Raw genomic sequence first — 25,790 nt, 5'->3', positions numbered from 1 at the left:
GTGGAAGAAAAGCGCACAGTAGTCAATTTAAAAACCGGGGATATGCCAGAAAAGGCTATAAACAAAGCGCGGCATATTGGCCATACTGGCAAAGCCTAATAGCAACTTATCCGCCACAGTAAGTAAAATAAACACGAAGATAGGGCTGATATCGATCACCCCCAAAGGCGGAATCAAGCGGCGTACCGGTGCGCAGAAGGGCTCTAGCAACTGGCGCAGTAGCATCAGTGCTGGGTGGCTGCTCTGCGGAGCGATCCAGCTGAACACAATGGAAATCAGCATTCCCACAAACACGACCGCGATCACGGTAGCGACACAGCCGATCAGAGACCACAGCAGTGCACTCAGGGGATTGAAAAGACCAAATCCGGCAAACGCACCGCAAACCAGTATCATCACTAGACCCACCAGCAAGGCCAGCACTACCGAGGCCATATCCACGCCGAAGAGACCCGGCACCACCTTGCGTAGTGGCAGTAGTAGCGGATTGGTAACTTTAACGATGCCCTGAGAAATCGGGTTATAGAAGTCTGCCCGGGCCAATTGCAGCAAAAAACGCATCAATACCGCAAATAGATAGAGGATACCCAGGGTAGCCACCAGGAAAACACCGATGTTGCTGAAGGTACTTGTCATTGAAAATCCCTAAAGAGTGATCAACTCGCGGCGCAGCCTGCACCATTTATTGTGTTGATAAGTTTATTGGTCCAGTTCGCGAGCCATCTCTGCAGCGCGCTCGGCACAATCGCGCATGGCATCGGCCACCAACTGCGGCAGGCCGCCCTGCTCAAAGCGCTGCACAGCGCGCTCGGTGGTACCACCCGGCGACATCACATTGCGCTTCAACTGGGCTACATTTACATCACTGGTCATGGCCAGTTTGGCGGCGCCCAGGGCAGTTTGCAACACGAGGCGCTCGGCATCGGCGCGGGCAAAGCCACTGGCTGCGGAGGCGTCGATCATCGCCTCCATAAACTGAAAGAAGTACGCCGGCGCCGACCCTGCCACAGCGATCACTTGGTCGATACCCTCTTCTTTATCCACCCATAGGGAGATACCTACTGCGTTGACTATGCGCGCAGTAATGGCGCGGTGCTCCGCAGTTACCGCCTCATCTGCAAACAACCCGGTCACCCCACTCTGCACTAGAGCCGGCGTATTGGGCATAGCGCGTACAATCGGCAGATGCTCGCCCAGCCAACGCTGGTAGGCAGCCAAGGGAATACCTGCGGCCAAAGTAATAATCAGCGGCTTGCGCCCTTTCAGGTGGGGGCTCAAATCCATGCACAGATCGCGCATCACCTGGGGCTTTACTGACAAAACGATGACATCTGCGCCATCAATCGCATCGATATTATCACTGTGCACCACGGTATTGTGGCGCTTGGCAAACGCCTCAAGTTTGAGGGGATCACGCCCGGTAGCCACAATTCTATCGGCCGGGTATCCCGCCGCCAGCAGGCCACCGATTACTGCACCGGCCATATTTCCGGCACCGCCGATAAAAACAATTTTGGGATTTGTTGCAGTCACTTGGGTTACCTCGGCGAGCATTCGCCTCATTCTCTGTGAGTTTTACTGGCTGTTATACCCCGCAGGGATTCCGATAATATGTGGTCGCTCAATTCCAATAACAAGAGAAGCGCGCCCGAGCGCGCTAGCCAAGGAGAACACAATGTTGAAATGGCGCTATTTGGTGACCGCCGCAATGCTCAGCGCGGCTGCTGTTGCCCATGGAGTGGAGACCCGCACCGAGAACAATGGCCAGCTGCAGTTACAGGACATTCCCCCAATCCCAGCGAGCCTGGTGGAAGAGCTCGACCGCTACCAGAATGTGCGCTCAGCCAGTTTTCGCGGCTGGGATATGGAAGGCAGCGGTATGTATATCAGTACCCGCTTTGGCGAGGTAAACCAGCTGCACAAGGTAGAGCGCGCTGGAGGAGCCCGCCGCCAGCTGACTTTTTTTGACGAACCCATTGGGGAAGTACTTACCCGCCCCCAGCACCGACAGCTGGCCTACACCATGGACGCCGGCGGCAACGAATATGCGCAGATTTTCCTATTTGACAGTGCCAACGGTAAGAGCAAGATGCTCAGCGATGGCAAATCTCGCAATGGTGCCATTCTTTGGAATAAGCAGGGCTCGGCCCTGGCTTACCAAAGCACCCGCCGCGATGGTAGGGCCAACGATATCTGGCTGACTACGATTGGCGACAAGAAAAATGAAGATCGTTTGATACTAAAATCGGAGGATGGCAGCTGGTGGGGCCCCAGTGACTTCTCTCAATCCGGCAGCCAGCTACTGATTCTGCAATATGTTTCTTCCACCCGCTCTAAAGTTCACCTGTTGGACCTGGACAGCGGCGAAATAACATTGCTCTCCGGTGATGATGAAAAAGACTCTCGCAACTTTCCCGCTGGCTTTAGCTACGACGACCGCTCCATATACCTGGTTAGCGATAAAAATGGCGAGTTCACCCAACTGATCCGCAAAGATCTCGCCAGCGGCGATGAGAAAATTATTAGTGCCGGTATTCCCTGGGATATCAGCAGCTTTGTCCTTAGTGAGGACGGCCGCCGCGGTGCTTTCGTGTCCAACGAGAACGGCATGTCGGCACTGTACCTGTACGACCCGCGCAATGATCGCTACCGCAAAGTCGACACACTACCTATTGGTGTAATCGGCGATATCGAGTTCAACCCCAGCGGAGACAAGTTAGCGTTATCACTGAACACCCCCAAAACCCCCACCGATACCTTTGTTTTGGATCTGGGCCGGCGCCCCCTATCCAGTGGCGATCTGAACCGCTGGACATTTAGTGAAGTGGGCGGCCTGGATACCGAACAATTTATCGAGCCCAAGCTGGTGCACTACCCCACTTTCGATAAAGTAGATGGAGAGCCACGCAAGATTCCCGCCTTCGTCTACAAACCACGCGATATAAAGGCGCCTGTGCCGGTCATTATTTCCATTCACGGCGGCCCCGAAGGCCAGTACCGCCCACTGTTTTCCAGCAAATACCAACTGTGGTTGAAGAAATTGGGGGCTGCAGTGATCGCCCCTAATGTGCGCGGCTCCGCCGGCTACGGAAAAAGTTACCTGGCCATGGACAACGGCTACAAGCGTGAAGATTCGGTGAAAGATATTGGCGCGCTATTGGACTGGATCGCCACCCAGCCGGACCTGGATGCCAAGCGGGTTGCCGTCTTCGGGGGTAGCTACGGCGGCTATATGGTACTGGCCAGCAGCGTTCACTATTCGGATCGTTTAAAAGCAGCTGTGGATATTGTCGGCATCTCCAATTTTGTCACCTTTCTCACCAATACCAAGAGTTATCGCCGGGACCTGCGCCGTGTGGAATACGGTGACGAACGCGATCCGCAAATGCGCGAATTCCTGGAAGGTATCAGCCCTAACAACCATGTGGAGAAAATCCAGGTCCCCATGTTTGTGGTGCAGGGACAAAACGACCCCCGCGTCCCCGTCACAGAAGCGGAACAGATCGTGACGGCACTGCGAGCAAGCGGTAACCAGGTTTGGTACATGAATGCGTTAAATGAGGGGCACGGCTACCGTAAAAAGGAAAACAATGATGTCTTCACCCAGGCTACCGCGCTGTTTTTTGCCGAACACTTGCTCGACGAAACACAGAAGGAAAAACTGACTTTAGTTGAATAGTGACAAAGGCTCTTCTAAATCGTAATGCTTAATAAACGGCCCAGTGGGCCGTTTAGTTTTTAAGGCCTTAAACTCAATGTTTCCACAACAGCGATCAGGTTGAGCGCTATGGCAAGTATCCACAACCAGTGCCGGCTCTCAGGCCACAGGGCCTGGGAGACGGTGCGGTCTAAGAAATTAGTGATCAGTGTGACCTTAGGTAGCGCAAAGGAAAGCAGGCAAAGAAAAGCCAGCCATTCCAAGGCCATCCAGGTCACCAGCAGGGTGTGCGCCATAGACAGGGAAATCACTGCGCATAGCGTCAACCCCAGCAATATCACTTCGAGAGTCCCTGAGCGTTTCATTGGTCTCTTACACTTTCCCCACGAACTCAGCCCTAGAACTTAGGGCAAGCGCTCGGATAAAAATAGGATCTTTCATTCAGAGTAATTGCGCGCGCCAAAAATATCTGTGCCGATGCGCACAATGGTCGCACCGCAGGCAATCGCCGCCTCCATATCGGCAGACATACCCATGGAAAGTGTATCCAGCTCCTCGTTGGGAAATAACTCTTGCAGGGAATGCAGCAGGCGCGCCATCTCTAAAAAAGGTTGGTGTTGCGCCTGTACTGTCTGTCGCGCCGCGGGGATCGCCATCAAACCACGCAGGCGCAGCCCCGGCAATTGCACTACTTCCCGCGCCAGTGCCTCCAAATCCTGTGGAGCTATGCCAGACTTGCTCTGCTCATTATCGATATTGACCTGCAGACAGATATTGAGGGGAGCCAAATTTGTTGGCCGCTGGGATGACAGACGCTGGGCGATCTTTAGACGATCCACCGTATGCATCCAATCAAAGTGCTCGGCTACCGCGCGAGACTTATTCGACTGCAATGGCCCGATAAAATGCCAGTGGATATCCAGATCTTGTAGGGCATTCTGTTTTTCCAGGGCTTCCTGCAAATAGTTTTCGCCAAAGTGTCGCTGGCCAGCCGCATAGGCGATACGCAAATCCTCCGCTGGGCGGGTCTTGGAAACCGCTAGCAAGGTAATTTCTGCAGGATCGCGATCGCAGTTGTTGCAGCAGGTCACAATCCGCTCACCTACTGCATTCAGGTTTTCGACGATTGTCTCTTTGCGCATATACTGAGGCCCTTACCGAAATGAGTGGCGATTTTACCTGAGCCCAAACAAGAACCATAAGGTAGCAGTATGGATATCACTGAACTCCTCGCCTTCAGCGCCAAACAAAACGCTTCGGATCTGCACCTCTCCGCAGGCCTTCCGCCGATGATCCGTGTGGATGGCGACGTGCGCCGTATCAACCTGCCGGCCATGGAACACAAGCAGGTGCACGGCCTGATCTACGAGATCATGAACGACAAGCAACGTAAGGACTACGAAGAATTTCTCGAGACCGACTTCTCTTTCGAGGTACCTGGTGTAGCCCGCTTTCGTGTGAACGCCTTTAACCACAACCGCGGTGCCGGTGCCGTATTCCGGACCATTCCCTCCAAGGTTTTAACCATGGAGGATCTGGGCATGGGCCAAGTGTTCAAACAAATCTCCGATACTCCGCGCGGCCTGGTCTTGGTCACAGGGCCCACCGGCTCCGGTAAGTCCACCACCCTCGCCGCGATGATGGACTATATCAACGACAACAAATACGAGCATATCCTCACCATTGAGGACCCCATCGAATTCGTTCACGAATCCAAAAAATGCCTGGTGAACCAGCGCGAAGTGCATAGGGATACCCACGGCTTCGCAGAAGCATTGCGCTCGGCCCTGCGTGAAGACCCGGATATCATTCTGGTGGGTGAGATGCGTGACCTGGAAACTATTCGCCTGGCATTAACCGCAGCGGAAACCGGCCATTTGGTATTCGGCACCCTGCATACCACCTCCGCCGCCAAGACTATCGACAGGGTGGTGGATGTGTTCCCGGCACAGGAAAAAGCCATGGTGCGCTCCATGCTATCGGAATCCCTGCAAGCGGTAATCTCGCAGACACTGCTGAAGAAAAACGGCGGTGGCCGTGTCGCTGCCCACGAGATCATGCGCGGCACTCCCGCAATCCGCAACTTGATCCGCGAAGACAAAATCGCGCAGATGTACTCCGCCATCCAGACTGGTGCCAGCGTTGGTATGCAGACCATGGACCAGTGCCTGGAAGACCTGGTGGCACGGCGTATCGTCAGCCGCGAAGTAGCGCGGGAAAAAGCCAAGATGCCAGAAAACTTCTAAGCATTAACGGCCCCTCTTCAGTCAAAAAATAATACGCGGTAACAATCATGGATATAGAAAGACTCCTACAGCTGGTAGTAGAGAAAGGTGCATCGGATCTGTTTATCACCGCCGGCGTACCGCCTTCCATTAAACTGCACGGCCGCGTGGTGCCTTGCAGTAGCAGTGCCCTCACCCCAGAAAAAGCCCGCGAGCTAGTAGTGGGCACCATGAATGAGAAACAGCGCCGTGAGTTCGCCGAGAAGAAGGAATTAAACTTCGCCATTGCGGTACGCAACGTGGGCCGTTTCCGGGTGTCGGCTTTCTTCCAGCGCAACTTGGTGGGTATGGTGCTGCGACGCATTGAAACAAAAATCCCCACCATTGACGGCCTCGGCCTGCCGGATGTACTCAAAGATCTGGCCATGACCAAGCGCGGGCTGATTATTTTTGTAGGTGCCACCGGTACCGGTAAGTCCACCTCCCTGGCCTCGATGATCGGCCACCGCAATGAGAACACCAAGGGTCATATCATCACCATTGAGGACCCGATCGAATTTATCCACCAGCACCGCGGCTGTATTGTGACCCAGCGCGAAGTGGGTCTGGATACCGACTCCTTCGAAATCGCCTTGAAGAACACTCTGCGTCAAGCGCCAGATGTCATCCTGATTGGTGAGGTGCGCTCCCGCGAAACGATGGAGCACGCCATTGCTTTCGCCGAAACTGGTCACCTGTGCCTGTGTACACTGCACGCCAACAATGCCAACCAAGCCCTCGACCGGATCATTCACTTCTTCCCTGCAGACCGTCACCAACAGCTGTTTATGGATCTGTCCCTGAACCTTAAGGCCATGGTTGCCCAGCAGCTGGTACCAACACCGGATGGCGATGGCCGCCGCGCCTGTCTGGAAATTATGATCAACACGCCGTTGATGTCAGACCTGGTGCGCAAAGGCCAGGTGCACAAGATGAAGGAGTTGATGAAACGCTCCGGCGAACAGGGCATGCAGACCTTCGACCAGGCGCTGTATGAACTCTACGATCGCGGCGAAATTACTTACGAGGATGCCCTCGCCCACGCCGACTCCGCCAACGACTTGCGCCTGATGATCAAGCTTAAGTCTGAATCCGATGCGGAGTATTTAAACAGCGCTGCCGGTGAGTTGAGTCTACAAAATGACTCTGAGTACGGCGATGGTGGGCCGCAACTTTACTAAGGTTGCTACTTAGCTATCCAAGAACCGTTTACAGAAAAATCAACGCCCTAACACCTGTAAACGGTTCTCATCTGAAAAAACCGCTTTTAATTTCCCGATAAGTCCACAGCAAGCTGCGCTCAATAATTTACGAGCTGCTTTATTCCAAGATACTCAGGGCCCCAACCTACTATTTGACTTGGGGAACAATATTTCCTTACCCTTCTCCTCCCCTCACCGAATTACTCACTTCATCGCGGCCATAGAAATGAAAAATAAAGTTGCCTTGATAACCGGAGGCAGCCGGGGAATCGGTGCCGCCACAGCAAAACTACTGGCTCAACGTGGATATCAGATTGCCATCAGCCATCGGGAACGAAGGAAGCAAGCGGAAGACCTAGTAAATGAACTTCAATCTTTGGGCGTTACTGCAATAGCGGCACGTGCCGATATCACTTCAGAAGATGAGATTGTCCGTCTATTCGAAAAGGTTGATCAAAATCTCGGCCCGATTAACAGCTTGGTAAACAATGCCGCAGTCATTAAACCGCAGATGCGTGTTGAATTAATGGATTCTCAGCGTATCAACGAGATTCTTCGGACCAATATCACCGGTACATTGCTCTGCTGTCGCGAGGCGATTAAAAGGATGTCAACAAAAAGCGGGGGCAGCGGAGGAACTATTGTCAATATCTCATCCGCCGCCAGCCGTTCAGGGTCACCTAACGAATATATCGATTACGCGGCTAGCAAAGGTGCTGTAGATACTCTAACCATCGGACTCAGCCAAGAAGTCGCCGGTGAGGGGATTCGAGTGAACGGTGTAAGGCCGGGTTTTATTTACACGGAAATGCATGCTGATGGCGGCGAACCAGATAGAATTGAGCGAGTAAAATCTGCAATTCCACTCAAACGTGGCGGGCAAGCCGAAGAAGTGGCTAAGGCAGTGGCCTGGCTTCTCAGTGACGAATCAACCTTTACAACCGGCTCATTTATTGATGTCGCAGGTGGAAAATAAGATAAGAATATATGTTGGAAGCATTTTTTTCCCTTGTTGCGGCAACAGCTCTGCTACTTGGCTCCCCCGGTCCCGCACCACTTGCGCTGGCCGCTTCTGGGGCAACTTTTGGGATCAGGAAAAGTAGCCATTTTCTTATCGGTATCCTACTGGGGCTAAGCGTTGCAATTATGGGCGCAACCGCCGGGATAGCGGCCCTGCTGGCAACCTGGCCCGAGGCACGCTTTGCCGTACAACTTTGCGGGGCTTTGTATATTGGCTATATCGCCATAAAAATTGCCACAGCCCCGGTAATGGAGAAAAACCCATCAGCGGAAACTCAAGCGCCATCACTGTTGGATGGGTTTATTTTTAATCTACTCAACCCCAAAGCTTATGCCGCCTTCTTTGCCATCTTTTCCCAATTTTTACTGCCAATTGAAGAAAGCAACCTAAGTTACATTGCTACTGGAATGGTCTGTTTGATAGTCGCGGCTGTGGTCGATTTTATCTGGCTATGTTTGGGAGGAAGTTTGCGACCGGTTTTTCATAAACCTAAACAAGCACGAATAATCAGAGTTTGCTTTGCCCTTCTGATGGTAGCAGCTGTGCTAATCGTGTTCCTTCGCGGAATGGCTTAACTACTAGCAAATCTCCGTGATCAGGTTTTTTACCGAAGACAGCATACGCCGGCTTACCATTGGGGCTTGTGTTACCCCTTCCAGCTCCACCCGATAATTCGCTCCGTCTCTGCGTAAGCCTGTAATAAATGCTACAGCCACCAGTGCACTGCGGTGCACTCGAACAAAGCGCTCGGCAAATTCGCTCTCCAACTCTTTTAATGACTCATCAAGAATCGTCTCACCGGCAGGGTGATGGGCCACCACATATTTGCTGTCGGCAACCAAACAACGAATGCTGTCCACTTCCAATAGCTCGACCCCCATACGGCTCACCGCTTTGATACGGCTGCGACCGCGATCCTTTTCGTCACCACTAACAAGTTTTTGTTGGGGTTTATTGAGGCACTGCACCTTTGCCAGCGCTTGGCGCAGCTGCTCCACGCTGACAGGCTTGAGTAGATAACCCACCGCGGCGGTGGCGAAGGCCGGCAGGGCGAACTCATCGTGGGCGGTGCAAAAAATTATCGCGGGTGGGCACTCGCGGGTGGAAAGCTGCTGGGCCAATTCCAAGCCGCTGCCGCCGGGCATTTCTATGTCGAGCAAGACCAGATCTGGGTCCAGTATCTGCACCTGCATCAACGCGGATTCAATATCTGCCGCCTCACCAACAGGAATACAATTTTCGATTGTAGACAACTGCCGCTGCAGCCGCGCGCGGGCCAGGGGTTCATCATCGACAATCAGGACTCGCAACTGGGTCACTCCATCACCTCAGTATCTCTACTGGAATTTATGGTCGGTTTTGTTTCACGCTGAACCACCTCCCGGGGAAACAAGGGTAGTTGTAGCTGCACTCGGTAGTGGTCCCCCACCCGACCGGCGGTAAACTTGAAGCGATCACCGTAATAGGCGGCAAGGCGCTGGCGAATATTCTCCACTGCCATCCCGTTGCTTTCCCTGGTGAAATGCACAGTTTCTGCCGGAAGTGGGTTTTCAATATCAATGTACAGAACACCGCCTCCAGTTTTCACGGCCACAGTAATTGTGCCGCCCTCACGCCGCTGTGCCACACCGTGTAAAACGGCATTCTCAAGCAATGGTTGCAACAACATGCTGGGTACTTGTATATCCTCCAAAGTACCCTGCTGCTGCCATTGCTGCTGCAAACGCTCGCCCAGGCGCAGAGCCTCAATCTCCAGATAACGTTGGGACAATTGTATTTCCTGCGACAGCGGCACTAGCTTTGGGTCGGCGAGGCTGGCCCGAAACAACACGCACAAATCTTCCACCAAACGCTCAGCGCGATCTGGGTCTACCGCGATCAGGCTGGCCAGGCTATTCATGCTGTTAAACAAAAAGTGCGGTCGTATACGCGACTGCAACGCCTCGATACGCGCGCCCAGTTCCGCCTGTTGCTGGTTGTATAACTGCTGTTGTAAATAGGCGTAGCGCAATACCACCCCGGCGCAGATAGCCCCAAGGAGACAATCACTAGCCAGTCCCCACCAATCGAAATCCGCCTGCAGCAATAGAGCACGCACATAGCGCTGAACCCCCATTACTAATCCAAGCACGCCCAACACCGCGATAAAGCTGATAGCGCCGGCATGTTTGTGGGGTAACTTGGCTAGATAGGGGCGCAGCCGGCAAAGCACGGCGGCACAGGGCAATATCACCCACTGAATCACCAGGGACACTAGGCCAAGGCGCTGCCAACTGAAGTCGCGCAGCCCGTCCAAGGCGAGCACCAGAACCAGGGCCAGCAATTCCCCCATCAACACCAATGCGGCCAGGGCGGTGACACTGCATAAATCCGGAAGAAAAGGCACCTGCCCGCAAAGCGCAGAATCCTTGCTATCAGTGTCAGTTTTTCGAATTTTCTGCGATATAATGCCCGACGGCCTGGGAAATGACATGCAGTTGTTATTCTTGATTGTCCCTATATTCAAAGCGCACGATACCACCAAGCTCCCCGGCCTTTCACCTCACTGCAGCCAGGAAAACCATGAGCAACGACAAACCCGACTCCTCCACTAATCCCGCCGCCAAACTCTGGGGCGGCCGTTTCAGCGAAGCCACCGACGCTTTCGTAGAGCGATTCACTGCCTCTGTCACCTTCGATCAGCGCATGGCGCTGGAAGATATTCAGGGTTCCCTCGCTCATGCACAGATGCTATCCGAGGTTGGGGTATTGAGCGGTGATGAATATCACCAGATTGCCAATGGCCTGAAAGAGATTGCAGTAGAAATTGAGGCGGGTGACTTTCCCTGGTCGGTGCAGTTGGAAGATGTGCATATGAATATCGAGGCGCGCCTGACCGAACGCATCGGTGCCACCGGTAAAAAACTGCACACTGGCCGCTCCCGCAACGACCAGGTCGCCACCGATATCCGCCTGTGGCTGCGCGGCCGCATCGACCGGATCGGCGCCGAATTAACCCGACTGCAAACCGGGTTGGTAGACCTGGCCGAACGCGAAGCCGATACCATTATGCCCGGCTTTACCCACCTGCAGAGTGCGCAGCCAGTGACCTTCGGCCACCACCTGCTGGCCTGGAATGCCATGCTCAGCAGGGATTTCGAGCGCCTGATGGATTGCCGCAAACGAGTCAATCGCTCGCCCCTGGGTGCCGCAGCACTGGCCGGCACCAGCTACCCAATCGACCGCGCGCGCACTGCCGAACTGCTGGGCTTCGATGCTCCGACCGAGAACTCCCTGGACTCGGTGAGCGACCGAGATTTCGCCATTGAATTCTGCGCCTTCACCGCCCTACTGCTCACCCATCTTTCCCGCGCCAGCGAGGAACTGGTGCTCTGGGCTTCTAGCCAGTTCGACTTTATCGACCTACCAGACCGTTTCTGCACCGGCTCTTCTATCATGCCGCAGAAAAAAAACCCGGATGTGCCCGAACTGGTGCGTGGCAAAACCGGCCGTGTGAACGGCCACCTAATTGCACTGCTGACCCTGATGAAGAGCCAACCACTGGCCTACAACAAAGACAATCAGGAAGACAAAGAGCCTTTATTCGACGCTGCCGATACCGCATTGGACTGCCTGCGCGCCTTTGCGGATATGGTGCCCGCACTCAAGGCAAAAAAAGAAAACATGCTGGCGGCAGCCGCCAAGGGTTTCTCCACTGCCACCGACCTGGCGGATTACCTGGTGCGCAAAGGCATTGCCTTCCGCGATGCCCACGAGATCGTCGGCCAGTCGGTTTCCTTTGCCATTGAGCAGCAGAAAGACCTAGCGGAGCTGAGCTTAGAACAGCTGCAGCAATTCTCTGCTGATATCGGTGCGGATGTCTTTGAAGTGCTCACCTTGGAAGGCTCGGTAGCCGCCCGTAACCATATCGGCGGCACCGCTCCCGACCAGGTTCGTGCTGCCTGTGCACAAGCACGAGTGCAAATTGAAGGGCGTCATTAAGGCCGGCCCCAGCAGGACTAGGAGCCCGTTTTTTGCATCCGGGCGCCTGGGGTACGGCCGATCAGTAAACCGGGATTACTGCGGTAATCCCAGTTCGACCGATTCACCCTGCTGCTCGCTCAGCACGCGATTGAGCAGGGTCGGTAGATTTTCCTCGGTGGTACTGCATTTCCAGCCGGGCGCGGTAAACGAGAGGTGGTAACCGCCCGACTTGGCAGCTATCCAAAGTTCCCGATTGGCAGATTGCCGGGAGAGAATAACCTGACTTCCATTATCCTCCAGGGTCAGGGTGAGCACGGCACCACTGCGCTCGTAATCGATATCCCAGTCACAATCGTCCAGGGCATCCTCAATCGCCATCAGGGTATGCTCAATGGCCGCTTCATATTCCGTTTGGCTCATCTTTTATTACTTCTGTTACCGTCTACTGTGTTCAATCTATTGGCTCGCTATACTATCAGGCTTTTGCCTAAGACCGCTCTAAAGCCCGAGTGCAGGATGTCACCCATGCCAAAGAAAATGCTCTACCCCCTTTGCGCCCTGCTGAGTGCATCTGCACTCCTCAGCGGCTGCGGTCAGAAAGGACCGCTGTACCTGCCCCAGGCGCCGGCCGAACCCGCGCCTGCTATCACCACAGGCCCGCCCACTACGGTGCCCACTAGTAGCACGGCGGTGGAGCCGGATGAGCCGGTACTTGTTCCAGCCGGAGAAACTGTTGTACCGGAAGGGTACTCCGAACCAAACGACTATTCAGAACCCGGGGATTACTCTACGCCAGAAGACTACCCGGAAGAGGGCTACCCAGAGGAGCAAGCACCGCAGAAATGAGTGAGTTCAGTTATCGCCAAGGCAGCCTGTGGGCAGAACAGGTATCACTGGAAGAGGTCGCCGAGCGTTTCGGAACCCCCACCTACGTCTATAGCCGCGCCCACTTCGAGCGCCAATATCAAGCCTATGCCGAAGCACTGGGCAGCCACCCCGGCCTGATCTGCTATGCGGTGAAGGCCAACAGCAATCTGGGTATCCTGTCGCTTTTGGCCCAGCTTGGCGCTGGGTTTGATATCGTCTCCGGGGGCGAACTCGAGAGGGTATTGCTGGCGGGAGGAGATCCCTCGCGAATAGTATTTTCCGGTGTGGGTAAAACCGCAGACGAGATACGCCGTGGCCTGGAAGTGGGTGTGCACTGCTTCAATATCGAATCGGAGGCTGAAATGCGCCGCCTCGAGCAAGTAGCGGCGGAGTGCGAAGCTGTTGCCCCAATCTCACTGCGGGTCAACCCAGATGTAGACGCACAAACCCACCCCTATATTTCCACCGGCCTCAAAGAAAATAAATTCGGCGTCGCCATCAACAGCGCTCTGGATGTGTATTTATACGCAGCGCGCTCACCTCACCTGAGAGTTACCGGGGTGGATTGCCATATCGGCTCCCAGCTCACCGAGGTGGCCCCTTTCCTGGATGCTCTCGACCGGCTGTTGATGCTGGTGGACACCCTCTCCGCCGAAGGTATCCAGCTGGAACACCTGGATCTGGGCGGCGGTCTCGGGGTCCGCTACCGGGGTGAAGAGCCCCCAGTAGTTGCAGACTATCTGCAAGCGGTTCTGGAGCGTATCGGCGAACGCCAGCTGGGCCTGATACTGGAACCCGGTCGTTCGATTGCCGCTAACGGCGGCGTTCTATTGACTCGGGTTGAATACCTGAAGCACACCGAAGGACACAACTTCGCCATTGTCGATGCCGCCATGAACGACAACCTACGCCCTGCCCTTTATCAGGCCTGGCAGGATATAGTGCCGGTTACTCCGAGCGACGGTGAGGACACACTCTGGGATATCGTTGGCCCCGTTTGCGAAACTGGTGACTTCCTCGGCAAGAACCGCGCCCTGGCTCTGCGCGAGGGGCAATTACTGGCCATGCTGTCCGCCGGCGCCTACGGCTTTACCATGAGTTCCAACTACAATAGCCGCCCGCGTGCAGCGGAAGTGCTGGTGGATGGCGAGAATAGCTATTTAGTGCGCACACGGGAAACTTTCGACGACCTGGTTCGGGGTGAGACCCCGGTGCCTGAAAAGGTCTAACGGTTTGTGTCACCCTTGCCTCTTAATTACCAACCAACAGAATTCCGGGGCGCCAGCAATGCCGGCGTCACCGGTGGCGAGCACCCCTAGGATGGCCCGCTCAATCAGTTTTACAGAGAAATGGAATGCGCGTTAAATTCAGCAAGATGCATGGGCTCGGCAATGATTTTGTAATGCTCGATGGCATCAGCCAGAGACTCAAGCTGTCACCAGATAAAATTCGCCGAATCGCCGATCGGCGCCTAGGCATCGGCTGTGATCAAGTACTACTGGCAGAGCCGCCACGGGGGCCAGAGGCAGATTTTCGCTATCGAATCTTTAATGCCGATGGCGGCGAGGTGGAGAACTGCGGCAATGGTGCACGCTGTTTCGCCCGCTTTGTACGCGAACGCCGCCTGACGGGAAAAAAACGGCTCAAGGTCGAGACTGCTGCGGGAATGCTGCACCTTCGTGTACTGGATAACGACCAGGTCAGTGTCGATATGGGCGCCCCCGTTTTAGAGCCGGAGAAGATTCCGTTCAATGCCGATCGCCGTGCGGATAGCTACCTGCTGGAAGCCAGTGACGAGACCTTTACCATCGGCGCAGTCTCCATGGGTAACCCCCACGCCATACTGTTGGTCGACGATATTCACAGCGCCCCGGTAGAGACCCTCGGCCCTTTAATCGAGGCACATCCCCGCTTCCCCCAGAAGGTGAATGTGGGTTTCCTGCAAGTCGAATCCCGCAGCCAGGCACAGTTGCGTGTATTTGAGCGCGGCGTAGGTGAAACTCACGCCTGTGGCACCGGTGCCTGCGCAGCCATGGTGTATGCCCACCTGCGCGACCTGGTGGATGAGCAGGTGGAAATCCGCCTTCCCGGCGGGTCCCTGACAATCCACTGGAGTGGGCCGAATCAGCCGGTTACTATGACCGGGCCCGCGACTACAGTTTTCCACGGGCAAATCATTGTTTAAATAATTTAGCGGGCGAGCCTCAGCTCTAATTCCGATAGAGCACAGGATTCACCACGCGCCCGCGCCAATGTGAACAGAACACGATGGAACACACAGACGCCAATCAAACTTCTGATGAGATTGTCGCCGGCAACCACAGGGAAACCCAGCGCGATGACAAGTTGCTCGCGCGCCAGGTAGCTCGCTACCTAATGCAAAACCCTGAGTTTTTTGTCGAGCGCATGGACCTGCTCGAAACCATCAAACTGCCGCGGGAAAATGGCAAGACCGTGTCGCTGATGACACATCAGACCAATCTGCTACGCGAGCGCAATATTGAGATGCGGCAACGCCTCGACCAATTACTGCACAATGCACGCGATAACGATCAGTTGTTTTTTAATAGCCGCCGTCTGATCCTCGCCCTACTGGAAGCACAGACCATTGGTGAGGCCACCACGGCTCTGTACAACAGCTTTTCCCATGACTTCAATGTGGAATTTACCAGCCTAACTCTATTTGGGCCGCTGGGCGTGTCAGCCGACAAGCTCGGTGAAGTGCGCACCAGCACACTCTCCAGCGCAGAGACGGCCATTGGCGCCATATTGCGTAATGGCCGCCCAATATGTGGAATTTTGCGCCCCGGGGAAAGAGAGTATTTATTCGGAGACCAATGGCAGGAAATTGCCTCCGCCGCAGTGGTCCCGCTCGGCAATCAGCTCGGCATGCTGGCAGTTGGATCATCCGATCCCCAATACTACCGTTCCAGCCTCGGCACTCTGTTTCTCTCTTATATTGGCGAAGTTTTGGAGCGCCTGCTGCCCAGGCTACTGAATCCCTGAGGCCAACAGGCTTCGGGGTTTCCTGCAGAAAAGATTTTGCCGCCAACCTGATCTCAGGGGCGGCAACGTTGAAAAGCACTAAATAGGTCGACTACCGTATTTTGGCTGCGGTTTCCGTGGCGGGTCGGCGGTGACGTCTGGATCGACTTCATTAATCGCCCCGCCACCGGCTAGAAATTCCTCAACATCAGAACTCAGCTGGCTTCTGGCGCGTTCACGGGAGGTAATGGAGCGCTCTTCGGCAAATTCCTCTGTATCCTTGCTGCGAGCGTTCTTACCCTGATCTTCATAACTATCTTTCATAGCAAAACCCTGTAACCCTTACTCCTGTTACAGAGGGAGTACCTCTGTGCCGCCCCTTCCCGCGGCGCCAATGAAATTGAAAGCCACCGGAGTAGCAATCGCCCACCGCATCAAAAGCGGCGATTAATATATAGGCACTTACAATCTACGCTGCCAGCTGCAGGCACCGGAGCCCGTAGAGTTTTTTGTTGGGAAAAAATCGAGGAGATATTGCAGTTTGTTATGGCGATTTAAGTGACAGGTAGGGAGAAACCTTCTAGTAGGAGACGATCAGGGATCATTTTTAGGGGATAAAGTAAAGCAAAAGCCCCTTACGGGGCCTTAAACATACTGGGCATTATTAATAGAAGTACCCTGATTAATCGGCAAACATTACACCGCTTCGCTACCAGTTTCCCCAGTACGGATTCGGATCACTTCCTCCAGCGCGGTGATAAAGATTTTTCCATCACCGATTTTTCCGGTTTGCGCCGCTTTGGTGATAGCTTCTACAGCCGCATCCACCATGCTGTCATCGACGGCCAGCTCCAGTTTAACCTTGGGCAGAAAGTCCACCACATACTCCGCACCACGGTAGAGTTCGGTGTGGCCCTTCTGGCGGCCAAAGCCTTTCACCTCTGTTACCGTCATTCCCTGGACACCGACCTCGGAAAGGGCAGTGCGCACATCGTCCAGCTTGAAGGGCTTCACTACGGCCGTTATTAATTTCATCTTGTGTTTTCCCCTGGTTTATCTTCTTTGCGGGAACCTCAATGCGGCTATCTCCCCAAAACTGAGGCGACGCCACTACCGAGCGACTATTTGCTCATAAATTCCGGGTAAGCTTCCATTCCACACTCGGCCAAGTCAACACCCTCCATCTCTTCATCCTCACTGACACGGATACCGGTTGCCAACTTGAGCAGGTACCAAACCGCCAGGGAGCTTACGAAGACCCACAGGAAGATAGTCAAGGCGCCAACCAACTGACCCGCAAAGGTGGATTCCTCATTGGTGAGGGGCACCAACAGAAGGCCGAGCAGACCAACTACACCGTGCACGGAAATAGCGCCGACCGGATCATCAATTCTGAGTTTATCCAGAGTAATGATGGAGAAGACCACCAGAACACCGGCAAACATACCGAACACAGTCGCCTGCAGCGCGGTAGGAGTAGAGGGCTCGGCAGTGATTGCCACCAAGCCCGCCAGAGCGCCATTGAGCAGCATCGTGAGATCGGCCTTGCCGAACAGCAAACGGGCGGTAATCAGTGCGGCGATAGCACCACCGGCTGCAGCGGCATTGGTATTAACAAACACCATAGCTACAGAATGCGCACTGGCGGCATCGCCCAGTTTTAATACGGAACCACCATTGAAGCCGAACCAGCCCATCCACAGGATAAAGGTACCGAGTGTGGCCAGTGGCAAATTGGCACCGGGAATCGCATAAACCTGGCCATTGGGTCCGTATTTACCTTTACGTGCGCCAAGCAACAGCACGCCAGCCAAAGCGGCGGCGGCGCCGGCCATATGTACGATACCGGAACCGGCAAAATCGGAGAAACCGAGGTCACCCAGGCTAAATAGACCAAAGACATCCTGGCTACCCCAGGTCCAGGAACCTTCCATAGGGTAAATAAAGCCAGTCAATACCACCGCGAAAGCAAGGAAGCTCCACAGCTTCATACGCTCGGCCACGGCACCGGACACGATGGACATAGCGGTGGCGACAAATACGACTTGGAAGAAAAAGTCAGAAGCACTCGAATAAACGGAATCGCCTTCAAATCCATTACTGGAGGAATCGGCCAGTACAGTGTCAAGGCTAAATGCCTCAATGCCAGATAGCATCCAGTTGCCATCATACATAATCGCGTATCCAGTGAGCAGATACATAATGCAGGCTATTGCAAACAGCGCAACATTTTTGGTGAGGATTTCTGTAGTGTTCTTTGAGCGTACCAGGCCGGCTTCCAGCATGGCAAAACCCGCAGCCATCCACATCACCAGGGCGCCCATTACCAGGAAATAAAAAGTATCAATTGCATACTGCAACTGAAATATCTGGTTTTCCATGTTTCTCTCCGTTCAAGTCTGTATATTTTTAAAATTATGTTTGTTGCTATTGAGTTAGATTGCGTCTCTGCCGGTTTCGCCGGTGCGTATGCGCACTACCTGCTCCAGGTTGGCAACAAATATTTTTCCATCACCGATTTTTCCGCTGTGTGCACTGGAGCCCAGTGCCTCCAAAACTTTGTCTAACTCAGAATCCTCTACGGCAATCTGCAGCATGGTTTTCGGCAAAAAGTCCACGACATACTCAGCGCCCCGATACAATTCGGTATGGCCCTTTTGCCGACCAAAACCTTTCACCTCAGTTACAGTCACACCATTAACACCCACTTCTCTGAGGGCATCGCGCACGGCATCCAACTTAAAAGGCTTGATAATTGCGGTGATTAATTTCATGGATTCCCCCCCAAAAAAAAATGCCCGCGAAATATCGCGGGCGAATTGATTACCAAGTATAAGTAGCACCAACTACCAGGGTTGGCTCACACCAATCGGTATCCCAACATTCCTCTTTACTGACATCGGTACCAACGTAAGCCGCACTCAGGTTCAAACCACCGAAGCCTCTGCTGAGCGTTACGGAGTAATCGATATAATCATCGTCCTCATAAAGGAACTCACTACGCTCCATAAAAATGTTGTAACCAACATGAAAATCCAGGCTCAGATCTGCTGGCAGTGAGAAACTGTACTCCGCAAAGGTGTAATAAAATTCGTCGCTCTGCGCCCAATAGTCGGGAGAGTAAGCAACTCCGAGGGTCAGATCTGAAATACTGAGGTTGCCGTAAATTTCCCAGTAATCTTCATCCTGGTCACTGCCGTGATAGGCGTAATAGATATAGCCGACGTCGTAACTAATGGAGTCATTGAAATCCGAGGAGAAACCACCGTAAAAATCCTGCTCGTAATCGGTTTCATCAAACCCATAAGCAAAATCCACCTGCGAAGCCCAGGTACCCACGTAAAAGCCATTGCCAAAATCCAGATCCAGACCACCCTGAATTGCGGGATTTCTATCCTTTTGGGAAATGCCTCGGAAGCGATAATCTGAAACCATACCCAGGTTGGCGCTGAAACTGATGCCCTCTTCCTGAGAGCTGCTGGAAGAGGTATTTTCTTCAGCATTTGTTAGATTGGCAGTGCCCAACGCCAGTAAAGCGCCAGCGAAAATAGTGGCAATTTTATGCTTTTTAACTTCCACTTTATTTCTCCTAAATTTCTATAGGCTGTATTTCAAGAGCTGTAATGGCGCCGCCTGCAATCGGTCCTGCACTGTCGGGTATGACAGAGGGTCTCTTGCGTCTTGTGAACCGCTACTTTCCCAGACTCCCAGTGATCGTAAATGGCACACCTGCCTTTTCACTGCAGACTTGATGCCAGGACAGCAATATCCAATGAAATCAATAAGTTAACGGGAAAGCAGACAACCGGAATAAATACGAACAATGAGCCCACAAAGTCTCACGCACCAAGATGGAACTGTTTGTCATCGCGTGCACAGAAGTGGGGAATCTTGCAGAGGCAGTGATCAGAATAGTGCACAAAGAGTCAGCTTTTGTGGCTATAGGGTGTGGGTTACAATCTGGTGCCATTAAATAAGATTTTGACAGCAAGGAGTTGCCCGTGGCTGCGGACAAACTGCAACAACTCTTAAAAGAACTGCAACAGCAGGGCACAGTAGTTACCAATGACCTGCGCAGTGCGCTGGAGGTTTCACTGGATAAATTGCCGCTGGTCTCCCAGCGCGAGTTCGATACTCAAGTGGAGATACTGAGGCGCACCAGAGAAAAATTGGCTCGCCTGGAAGACAAGGTGGAAATACTGGAGCAGGCTCTCGCACAGAGAGAACACAAACCCGAGGATTAGTTCTTCCACAAGCCGCCGCATCAAGGATGAAAATGTGAGCCTGTCAGTTAGCTACACCCGTGCCCAGCTGGGTGTTAACGCCCCACTGGTCACCGTTGAGACCCACCTGGCCAACGGGCTCCCCGCCTTTCATATCGTGGGCCTGCCCGAAGCTGCCGTGCGCGAGAGCCGCGACCGGGTACGCAGTGCCCTAATTAACAGCCACTTTGAATTCCCCCAGCGGCGTATCACCGTTAATTTGGCCCCCGCGGACCTACCTAAAGACGGCGGGCGATACGATCTCGCCATCGCTATAGGCATACTCGCCGCCTCCGGCCAAGTGCCTAGTGAGCCCTTGGAAAGCTACGAATTTATCGGAGAGCTCGCCCTTACCGGCGGAATACGCCAGGTCAGCGGCGCACTCCCCGCGGCCATCGCCAGTGCTGCCGCTCAACGCCTATTAATAGTACCGAAAGAAAACGGCAGCGAAGCCGCCCTGGCTGGCAGCGAAATCGCTAACGCCAACTCGCTTCTTGAAGTGTGTGCAGAACTGCATGGCCGGGAAAAATTACCCCGCGCCGAGCAGCAATTAGAGCGAGTAATTACACACACCGCAGACCTCGCTGATGTTCGCGGCCAGCTCAAAGCGAGACGGGCGCTGGAAGTCGCTGCAGCAGGAGGGCACAACCTTTTGTTCTATGGTCCACCGGGTACAGGCAAGACCATGTTAGCCAGCCGTTTGCCCGGTATATTGCCGCCTCTAACCAGCCATGAATCTATAGAAGTGGCGGCTGTGTACTCTAGCGCTGGATTACCCCACCAGAGTCACAGGCCCTTCCGCGCCCCCCACCACAGCGCCTCCCCAACCGCACTGGTGGGCGGCGGCAGCACACCGCGCCCAGGGGAGATTTCCCTGGCCCACCGCGGGGTCTTATTTCTGGATGAAATGCCAGAGTTTCCCCGCCATGCCCTAGAGATATTGCGTGAACCGCTGGAGAATGGCGAGGTGCGTATTTCCCGCGCCAGAGCGCAAGTTACCTTCCCCGCCCACTTCCAATTAGTGGCCGCGATGAATCCCTGCCCCTGTGGTTATTTGGGGGAAACTCGTTGCCGCTGTACACCGGACCAGATAGACCGCTACCGCAACAAGCTTTCCGGACCGCTGTTGGACCGTATTGATATGCAGGTGGAAGTTGGCGCAATGAGCGCAATACAGTTACAGGATTCTCCTCCCGGTGAGTCATCTGAGAGTGTGCGTGAGCGAGTCTGTAATGCCCGCCAACAGCAGTTACTGCGACAAGGAACAATCAATAGCTTATTAAAAGGGGCATCGCTGGAAAACCACTGCGCCCTGGGCGATACCGAAAAACTACTACTGCGACAGTCAGTAGAAAAACTTGGGCTTTCCGCACGCAGCTATCATCGAGTGCTTAAAGTTGCCCGCACGCTGGCGGACCTCGCCAAACAGGAAAGAATTGGTACGGCACAAATTGCCGAAGCGTTGGCTTACCGGAATCTAGACAGACGCCAGGCAAGCGTTCATACACATTAAAAACTCTTTACGACCTCTAAATCCCGAATTTACCGCCTGAGTGGATTCTCATTGCTACAGCGCCATCAGCTGTGTATTGCACTGGTATTTGACAGGCCAAAAACTATAGTTATCATGATAACTATATTGCACACTGCTGAGTTAACCTTATGAATAATCACCTATTCATTATTGCCAGAATTTTCCCCAAGACAGAATGCTTTGCGCAAGCCAAACAGGCCATCTTATCCATAGTGCCAAATACCCTCGAAGAGGAGGGCTGCCTCCAGTTCGCAGTGCACCAGGATGGGGAATGCCTGTTTTTATACGAGGAGTGGCGTAGCCAGGAAGACTTAGAAAAGCATTACTCCATGCCCTATATCGCCCCGATATTCGAAGCCTATAAAGAGTGGTTAAAAGAGCCGGTGGAGATCAATAAGCTCAAGAGACTGGCCTAATGTTTTTCCTCAAAGATCTTCCCTCGCAACAAATGATTGAAGGATATGCCAAACGTTTTTCAGTAAAAGATCCCACAGCCGTTCAGGGCGCACTTACCATGATGCGGGATGCAAGCCTGCTTTTACGAGAGCTGGAGAGCTATTTTACTGAGCACGGAACCTCCCAGCTGCGTTTCCTAGTAATGATCGTCATCGACCGGGAGCCACAAAGAGACAGTTTACTAGCTTCAGAAATTGCAGAACGAATTGATGTTTCTCGGCCGGTAATGACACGAACCTTGAAAAGTATGGTGGAAGATGAGCTTATCGCTATGGAAGCAGATTCCAGCGATGGTAGGGCAAAATGTGTAGCACTCACCAAGGGTGGAAAACAATTTTTACAGAAAATTTTGCCTGGGTATTTTAAGACAATTTCCAAATTTATGGAGGAACTGAACAAATGAAGGGACCGATAGTACACGCCCTGTGCATATGGGCATTGGTTTACCCCATTGTTACTCTATTACTTCTGGGGATACAGGCACTGGAATTGCAAATTGCAATTGGTTTAAAGGCTTTAATAATGACCGCCATTCTGGTCCCACTAATGTATTTCTATCTTGTACCAAAGGTACATCAATTTTTGACCCGGCATTAATTAAGCCGGGTGTATTTTAATGGCACCAATAATTAATCATCTGAATTTTTCTCAGCTTCTAGCTTTTTATTTAATCTTGCTTCTGCTTTCTGTGCATATTGACCACAAGTTACCCTTTTGTTCTGTATAGCTTGGTTTTTAAACTCCCAGCCACTGGCAGGTGCATGAGGGGTAAGTAGTAAATCACAAGGTAAATCGCGCACACGGGCGAAGCTTGTGCGGAAGTCCTCTACGATATTGGGGTAGCGGCTATTATCAATCAGTTGATAACCCGGCGCTGTAAGGCTATCCACATAAGCGATGTCTGTAGCTTTACCATCAGCTACATCTTCCCAGGTCCAGGCCATACTGCCCGGTGTATGACCTGGGATAAAATGTACACGTAAACGCAAATTTCCCAGAACCACTTGCTCGCCATCATGCAGAATACGATCTGTCTTTACTGGGGGATATAAAAGTTCGTCGGCAAAGTGAATATCATTGGCACCACCGCGAGCCATTAACACAGCCGACTCGGCATTGGTTACTACCTGTGCACCAGTCACGCGTTTTAACTCAGCTAAGGAACCTACGTGGTCTGCATGGGCCTGACTGTGCAAGATTAGCTTGAGATCCGAGGGGGCGACTCCCAACCTGCGCATATTCTCCAATAAATGCTCAGCCGTCTGCTCCATGCCACCGTCAATTAGAATCGATCCCTCTTTGCCCTTTAATAACAGTGAGGTAATTCCCTCTGTACCTATTTGCCAGGTATTATCTGCTATTTTAAGAGGCGCTACTGGCTGGCGCCAGGATTCTGGCACTTTGTAGTTTTCCAGTTGCGGCAATACGGAGAAATTTTCAGCCATCGTGGTACTGGCGTAAACTGTCATTACTATCGCGGCTAGTTTGGTTCTTATATTCATCAATTGCTCTCTATTTTCTTTACACCGGATATACATCTGGGTGCTCCATTAAGTAAGGTATTTTCTATCCATCCAGCAACTCGTTCAAAAACCTCTCTTCGGTGATTCACACCATCGGTATCAGTCATATAGTGATCGTAACCGGGATACTCCCAATAAGTTAATTCACATCGCCCCGCGCTTGTATAAGCATCACGCGCTGCACGGCCGGAGCTGACAGGAGAGGACTTATCTTCTGTACCCTGAATCAATAAGACAGGAACATGGCTATCTAATAAGTCATTGACTGGTACCCGATCGACAACATCGGCCCACCAGCGCATAGAATTCCCCCCCCAGACTTCTACACTTTCAGGATTCGTCCGTGCGTAAGCGAGTTTGGCATCGACTTCTGTCGCTACATGAGGAGGAACCAAGGGCTTAAGTACCTCTGCAAAAGATTGCCCAAGCCCACTAGAGAAAACTACAGCCGCATCTGGATTTAATTTGGGGGCCAAACGGGCAACAACATCACCGCCCTCTGAGCCACCAAAAAAAACCAGCTTGCCATTCCACCAGTCAGCTCCCTTTAACTCTTCGACTATTTGCACAACATCCCGGGTGCGCTGCTCAACGGTATGGTTCGTCACATAAGCCTGTGAGCAATCTTTAAATTGGTCATTGGGGCCATCCGCATGGGTAACCCCGTATTTCTCTACCAATAGCACGGCAAATTTTGGGGCAATCTTCTTAACTTGCTGTACTGTCTTATTCTTAATGGCAGGAAGACAACCTGAGCCCTGAGCGATCAGTAACAAGCCGTGAGACTCGCTGTGGGCAGGAAATTCTAGAGACCAATAAAGAGTTGAGTTATCTGGACGTTTACTCGTATTTTTTATGAACTCCGCATGAGCCATTGGCAAACTGAATAACAGCAGAATATTTATAAGGACAGCTTTTATTACCTTTAAACGAAACAGATTCATCATAAAACACCTCCATTTGCTTTTGTTTCTTATGTTTATTGAGATTGCTGTTTATGACGCAAGTCCATTAAATAGGTTCCATTGAATAGCTTAAAGACTATCTATAATTTTAATTTAAACCACTTAATAGGATTTTCCGCCTATCTGCTCCCACCAGGTATCAAACGAGAGCCGATACAAACAGTGAGGCCGCAGGGGGCTGTTTTCCGGTACCAGTGGATGGTCAAAGATTGAGGCGTCACGACTCATACCCAGGCCATGCATCATTCTTTGTGAAGGAAGATTTTGTAATGCGGTACACCCCACTACCTCAGTAAGATTTAATTGTTCGAATGCTACTGCAAAGACAGCCTTGGCCGCTTCACTGGCATACCCCCGCCCCCAGAAATCCCTGATGAAGCGACAACCAAGTACCACACTTGGAGAGAAAGGCAACTCAGCCGAAGCATGTTTAATACCAGCGAAACCAATAAATTGTCCATTCTCTTTCAATTCCACCGCCCAGTACCCCCACCCGTATTCATCGATATGTTCCTTAAGGGTATTTAGTAGCTTATTACTTTTAGTTCGGTTCAGAGTGCAGGGAAAGAACCGCATAACCCGAGTATCTGCATTTAAATGAGCAAAATCACCACGATCCTCTTCTCGCCATTGGCGAAGGACTAATCGCTTTGAATCAGTCTGAATCAATCTGGCCATAGTCTGGGTAGCTACGCGCTGAGAAAATTTCTGGTAACACCTACACCGTTAAGACCATTTTGAAGTAATGAAAGTCCAGTTAACTAAAAAATGATTAACTTAAATTTGGCGAACTTTTTCTGCCTTCATAAAGCATCAAATGGACTAAAAGAAATACAATCCGTTCTATAGGTGTATGTATTCCTGTCCAGCAGAAAACACACACCCTACGAAACATCAGATTGCGGGAAAAATTACCAGGGAATCACTCAATATTCATGATGCCCCTGGCTTTCAGAATGGTTCTCGAGAAGGCGCGGCTTCGCAGGAATGTGTAAGCCTTTCAAAACGTCATAATACAGAATGTGAGTCACATAGTAAGCTGCGCAGGAAGGATCTTGAGGCCGCAAATGAATACGAAACTAATCCGGGG

29 protein-coding genes are annotated in these 25,790 nt (G+C 52.6%); 14 read left to right on the top strand and 15 right to left on the bottom strand.

The genetic code is table 11. The features are described 5' to 3' along the window. Nucleotides 1-27: 27 nt before the first annotated feature. Both MJO52_RS01060 and proC read right to left on the bottom strand, forming a co-directional pair. The gene (locus tag MJO52_RS01060) at nt 28-636 is read right to left on the bottom strand and encodes a YggT family protein (protein WP_252084163.1); all 609 of its coding nucleotides are present in this window, start codon (nt 634-636) and stop codon (nt 28-30) included. Between the two features lie 63 nt (nt 637-699). Next, entirely contained in the window at nt 700-1,554 is an 855-nt protein-coding gene (proC, locus tag MJO52_RS01055) for a pyrroline-5-carboxylate reductase (RefSeq protein ID WP_252084162.1), read from the bottom strand. Between the two features lie 121 nt (nt 1,555-1,675). Between proC and MJO52_RS01050 the strand changes: the two genes are divergently transcribed. Further along, nucleotides 1,676-3,679 carry a S9 family peptidase gene (locus tag MJO52_RS01050; protein WP_252084161.1) on the top strand — a complete coding sequence of 668 codons (2,004 nt, stop codon included), beginning with the start codon at nt 1,676-1,678 and terminating at the stop codon, nt 3,677-3,679. Between the two features lie 59 nt (nt 3,680-3,738). On the opposite strand, the gene MJO52_RS01045 is transcribed toward MJO52_RS01050, so the two are convergent. Beyond that, on the bottom strand, nt 3,739-4,023 hold the full coding sequence (locus MJO52_RS01045; RefSeq protein WP_252084160.1) for a hypothetical protein: 285 nt from the start codon (nt 4,021-4,023) through the stop codon (nt 3,739-3,741). A gap of 72 nt (nt 4,024-4,095) precedes the next feature. Next, nucleotides 4,096-4,800 (bottom strand): YggS family pyridoxal phosphate-dependent enzyme, encoded by a 705-nt coding sequence (locus MJO52_RS01040; protein WP_252084159.1) that lies wholly within the window; start codon nt 4,798-4,800, stop codon nt 4,096-4,098. Between the two features lie 69 nt (nt 4,801-4,869). Here MJO52_RS01040 and MJO52_RS01035 point away from each other — a divergent pair, with 69 nt between their 5' ends. The 4 genes from MJO52_RS01035 (at nt 4,870) to MJO52_RS01020 (ending at nt 8,720) form a co-directional block, all read left to right on the top strand. Further along, complete coding sequence (locus MJO52_RS01035; RefSeq protein WP_252084158.1) at nt 4,870-5,904, top strand: type IV pilus twitching motility protein PilT; 1,035 nt, start codon at nt 4,870-4,872, stop codon at nt 5,902-5,904. Between the two features lie 47 nt (nt 5,905-5,951). Beyond that, nucleotides 5,952-7,103, top strand: coding sequence for a PilT/PilU family type 4a pilus ATPase (locus MJO52_RS01030; protein ID WP_152450611.1), 1,152 nt, complete (start codon nt 5,952-5,954; stop codon nt 7,101-7,103). A gap of 247 nt (nt 7,104-7,350) precedes the next feature. Next, nucleotides 7,351-8,100, top strand: a complete 750-nt coding sequence (locus MJO52_RS01025) for an SDR family oxidoreductase (RefSeq protein ID WP_252084157.1) — start codon at nt 7,351-7,353, stop codon at nt 8,098-8,100. Between the two features lie 11 nt (nt 8,101-8,111). Next, complete coding sequence (locus MJO52_RS01020) at nt 8,112-8,720, top strand: LysE family translocator (protein WP_252084156.1); 609 nt, start codon at nt 8,112-8,114, stop codon at nt 8,718-8,720. Nucleotides 8,721-8,723: 3 nt separating this feature from the next. Here the strand turns inward: MJO52_RS01020 and MJO52_RS01015 are convergent, their stop codons facing one another. Next, on the bottom strand, nt 8,724-9,464 hold the full coding sequence (locus MJO52_RS01015) for a LytR/AlgR family response regulator transcription factor (RefSeq protein ID WP_252084155.1): 741 nt from the start codon (nt 9,462-9,464) through the stop codon (nt 8,724-8,726). After that, complete coding sequence (locus tag MJO52_RS01010; protein ID WP_252084154.1) at nt 9,461-10,618, bottom strand: sensor histidine kinase; 1,158 nt, start codon at nt 10,616-10,618, stop codon at nt 9,461-9,463. Before MJO52_RS01010 ends, MJO52_RS01015 begins: the two co-directional genes overlap by 4 nt. An 89-nt stretch (nt 10,619-10,707) precedes the next feature. Between MJO52_RS01010 and argH the strand changes: the two genes are divergently transcribed. Then, the gene (argH, locus tag MJO52_RS01005) at nt 10,708-12,126 is read left to right on the top strand and encodes an argininosuccinate lyase (protein ID WP_252084153.1); all 1,419 of its coding nucleotides are present in this window, start codon (nt 10,708-10,710) and stop codon (nt 12,124-12,126) included. Between the two features lie 75 nt (nt 12,127-12,201). Here argH and cyaY read toward each other — a convergent pair whose 3' ends face one another. Next, nucleotides 12,202-12,528 carry an iron donor protein CyaY gene (gene cyaY / locus MJO52_RS01000; RefSeq protein ID WP_252084152.1) on the bottom strand — a complete coding sequence of 109 codons (327 nt, stop codon included), beginning with the start codon at nt 12,526-12,528 and terminating at the stop codon, nt 12,202-12,204. A gap of 105 nt (nt 12,529-12,633) precedes the next feature. On the opposite strand from cyaY, the gene lptM reads away from it, so the two are divergent. From lptM to MJO52_RS00980, 4 genes are all read left to right on the top strand, one after another. Further along, complete coding sequence (gene lptM, locus MJO52_RS00995) at nt 12,634-12,954, top strand: LPS translocon maturation chaperone LptM (RefSeq protein ID WP_252084151.1); 321 nt, start codon at nt 12,634-12,636, stop codon at nt 12,952-12,954. After that, a complete protein-coding gene (gene lysA / locus MJO52_RS00990) occupies nt 12,951-14,204 on the top strand; it encodes a diaminopimelate decarboxylase (protein WP_252084150.1) in 1,254 nt (417 codons plus the stop codon). Before lptM ends, lysA begins: the two co-directional genes overlap by 4 nt. 125 nt (nt 14,205-14,329) lie before the next feature. After that, nucleotides 14,330-15,160, top strand: a complete 831-nt coding sequence (dapF, locus tag MJO52_RS00985) for a diaminopimelate epimerase (RefSeq protein ID WP_252084149.1) — start codon at nt 14,330-14,332, stop codon at nt 15,158-15,160. Between the two features lie 83 nt (nt 15,161-15,243). Next, entirely contained in the window at nt 15,244-15,981 is a 738-nt protein-coding gene (locus MJO52_RS00980) for a DUF484 family protein (RefSeq protein ID WP_252084148.1), read from the top strand. A 78-nt stretch (nt 15,982-16,059) separates the two neighbouring features. On the opposite strand, the gene MJO52_RS00975 is transcribed toward MJO52_RS00980, so the two are convergent. The 5 genes from MJO52_RS00975 to MJO52_RS00955 all read right to left on the bottom strand — a co-directional run bounded on the left by MJO52_RS00975 (nt 16,060) and on the right by MJO52_RS00955 (nt 19,539). Then, nucleotides 16,060-16,284 carry a hypothetical protein gene (locus MJO52_RS00975; RefSeq protein ID WP_252084147.1) on the bottom strand — a complete coding sequence of 75 codons (225 nt, stop codon included), beginning with the start codon at nt 16,282-16,284 and terminating at the stop codon, nt 16,060-16,062. Nucleotides 16,285-16,656: 372 nt separating this feature from the next. Further along, nucleotides 16,657-16,995, bottom strand: a complete 339-nt coding sequence (locus tag MJO52_RS00970) for a P-II family nitrogen regulator (protein ID WP_152450594.1) — start codon at nt 16,993-16,995, stop codon at nt 16,657-16,659. Between the two features lie 86 nt (nt 16,996-17,081). Continuing rightward, nucleotides 17,082-18,341, bottom strand: coding sequence for an ammonium transporter (locus MJO52_RS00965; protein WP_252084146.1), 1,260 nt, complete (start codon nt 18,339-18,341; stop codon nt 17,082-17,084). A 54-nt stretch (nt 18,342-18,395) separates the two neighbouring features. Continuing rightward, the gene (locus tag MJO52_RS00960) at nt 18,396-18,734 is read right to left on the bottom strand and encodes a P-II family nitrogen regulator (RefSeq protein ID WP_252084145.1); all 339 of its coding nucleotides are present in this window, start codon (nt 18,732-18,734) and stop codon (nt 18,396-18,398) included. Between the two features lie 49 nt (nt 18,735-18,783). After that, on the bottom strand, nt 18,784-19,539 hold the full coding sequence (locus tag MJO52_RS00955; RefSeq protein WP_252084144.1) for a TorF family putative porin: 756 nt from the start codon (nt 19,537-19,539) through the stop codon (nt 18,784-18,786). A 422-nt stretch (nt 19,540-19,961) separates the two neighbouring features. Between MJO52_RS00955 and MJO52_RS00950 the strand changes: the two genes are divergently transcribed. The 4 genes from MJO52_RS00950 to MJO52_RS00935 all read left to right on the top strand — a co-directional run bounded on the left by MJO52_RS00950 (nt 19,962) and on the right by MJO52_RS00935 (nt 22,615). Then, complete coding sequence (locus tag MJO52_RS00950) at nt 19,962-20,204, top strand: accessory factor UbiK family protein (RefSeq protein ID WP_252084143.1); 243 nt, start codon at nt 19,962-19,964, stop codon at nt 20,202-20,204. 34 nt (nt 20,205-20,238) lie between these two features. Further along, nucleotides 20,239-21,735, top strand: a complete 1,497-nt coding sequence (locus MJO52_RS00945) for a YifB family Mg chelatase-like AAA ATPase (RefSeq protein WP_252084142.1) — start codon at nt 20,239-20,241, stop codon at nt 21,733-21,735. A gap of 149 nt (nt 21,736-21,884) precedes the next feature. Continuing rightward, nucleotides 21,885-22,172: a putative quinol monooxygenase gene (locus MJO52_RS00940; protein ID WP_252084141.1), complete on the top strand. Its 288-nt coding sequence runs from the start codon at nt 21,885-21,887 to the stop codon at nt 22,170-22,172. After that, nucleotides 22,172-22,615: a MarR family winged helix-turn-helix transcriptional regulator gene (locus MJO52_RS00935; protein WP_252084140.1), complete on the top strand. Its 444-nt coding sequence runs from the start codon at nt 22,172-22,174 to the stop codon at nt 22,613-22,615. The genes MJO52_RS00940 and MJO52_RS00935 overlap by 1 nt, the downstream gene beginning before the upstream one ends. 226 nt (nt 22,616-22,841) lie before the next feature. Here MJO52_RS00935 and bla read toward each other — a convergent pair whose 3' ends face one another. The 3 genes from bla to MJO52_RS00920 form a co-directional block, all read right to left on the bottom strand. Further along, on the bottom strand, nt 22,842-23,708 hold the full coding sequence (bla, locus tag MJO52_RS00930; protein ID WP_435583637.1) for a subclass B3 metallo-beta-lactamase: 867 nt from the start codon (nt 23,706-23,708) through the stop codon (nt 22,842-22,844). A 5-nt stretch (nt 23,709-23,713) separates the two neighbouring features. Then, nucleotides 23,714-24,682: an alpha/beta hydrolase gene (locus MJO52_RS00925; protein ID WP_252084138.1), complete on the bottom strand. Its 969-nt coding sequence runs from the start codon at nt 24,680-24,682 to the stop codon at nt 23,714-23,716. Between the two features lie 120 nt (nt 24,683-24,802). Next, nucleotides 24,803-25,378, bottom strand: coding sequence for a GNAT family N-acetyltransferase (locus MJO52_RS00920; protein ID WP_252084137.1), 576 nt, complete (start codon nt 25,376-25,378; stop codon nt 24,803-24,805). Nucleotides 25,379-25,790 lie beyond the last annotated feature (412 nt).

Origin of the sequence: Microbulbifer variabilis, assembly GCF_023716485.1 — a bacterium.
Classification (GTDB): Bacteria; Pseudomonadota; Gammaproteobacteria; order Pseudomonadales; family Cellvibrionaceae; genus Microbulbifer; species Microbulbifer variabilis_B.
Note: the sequence above shows the minus strand (reverse complement) of the source record. Positions and strands in the feature narration are given on the sequence as shown.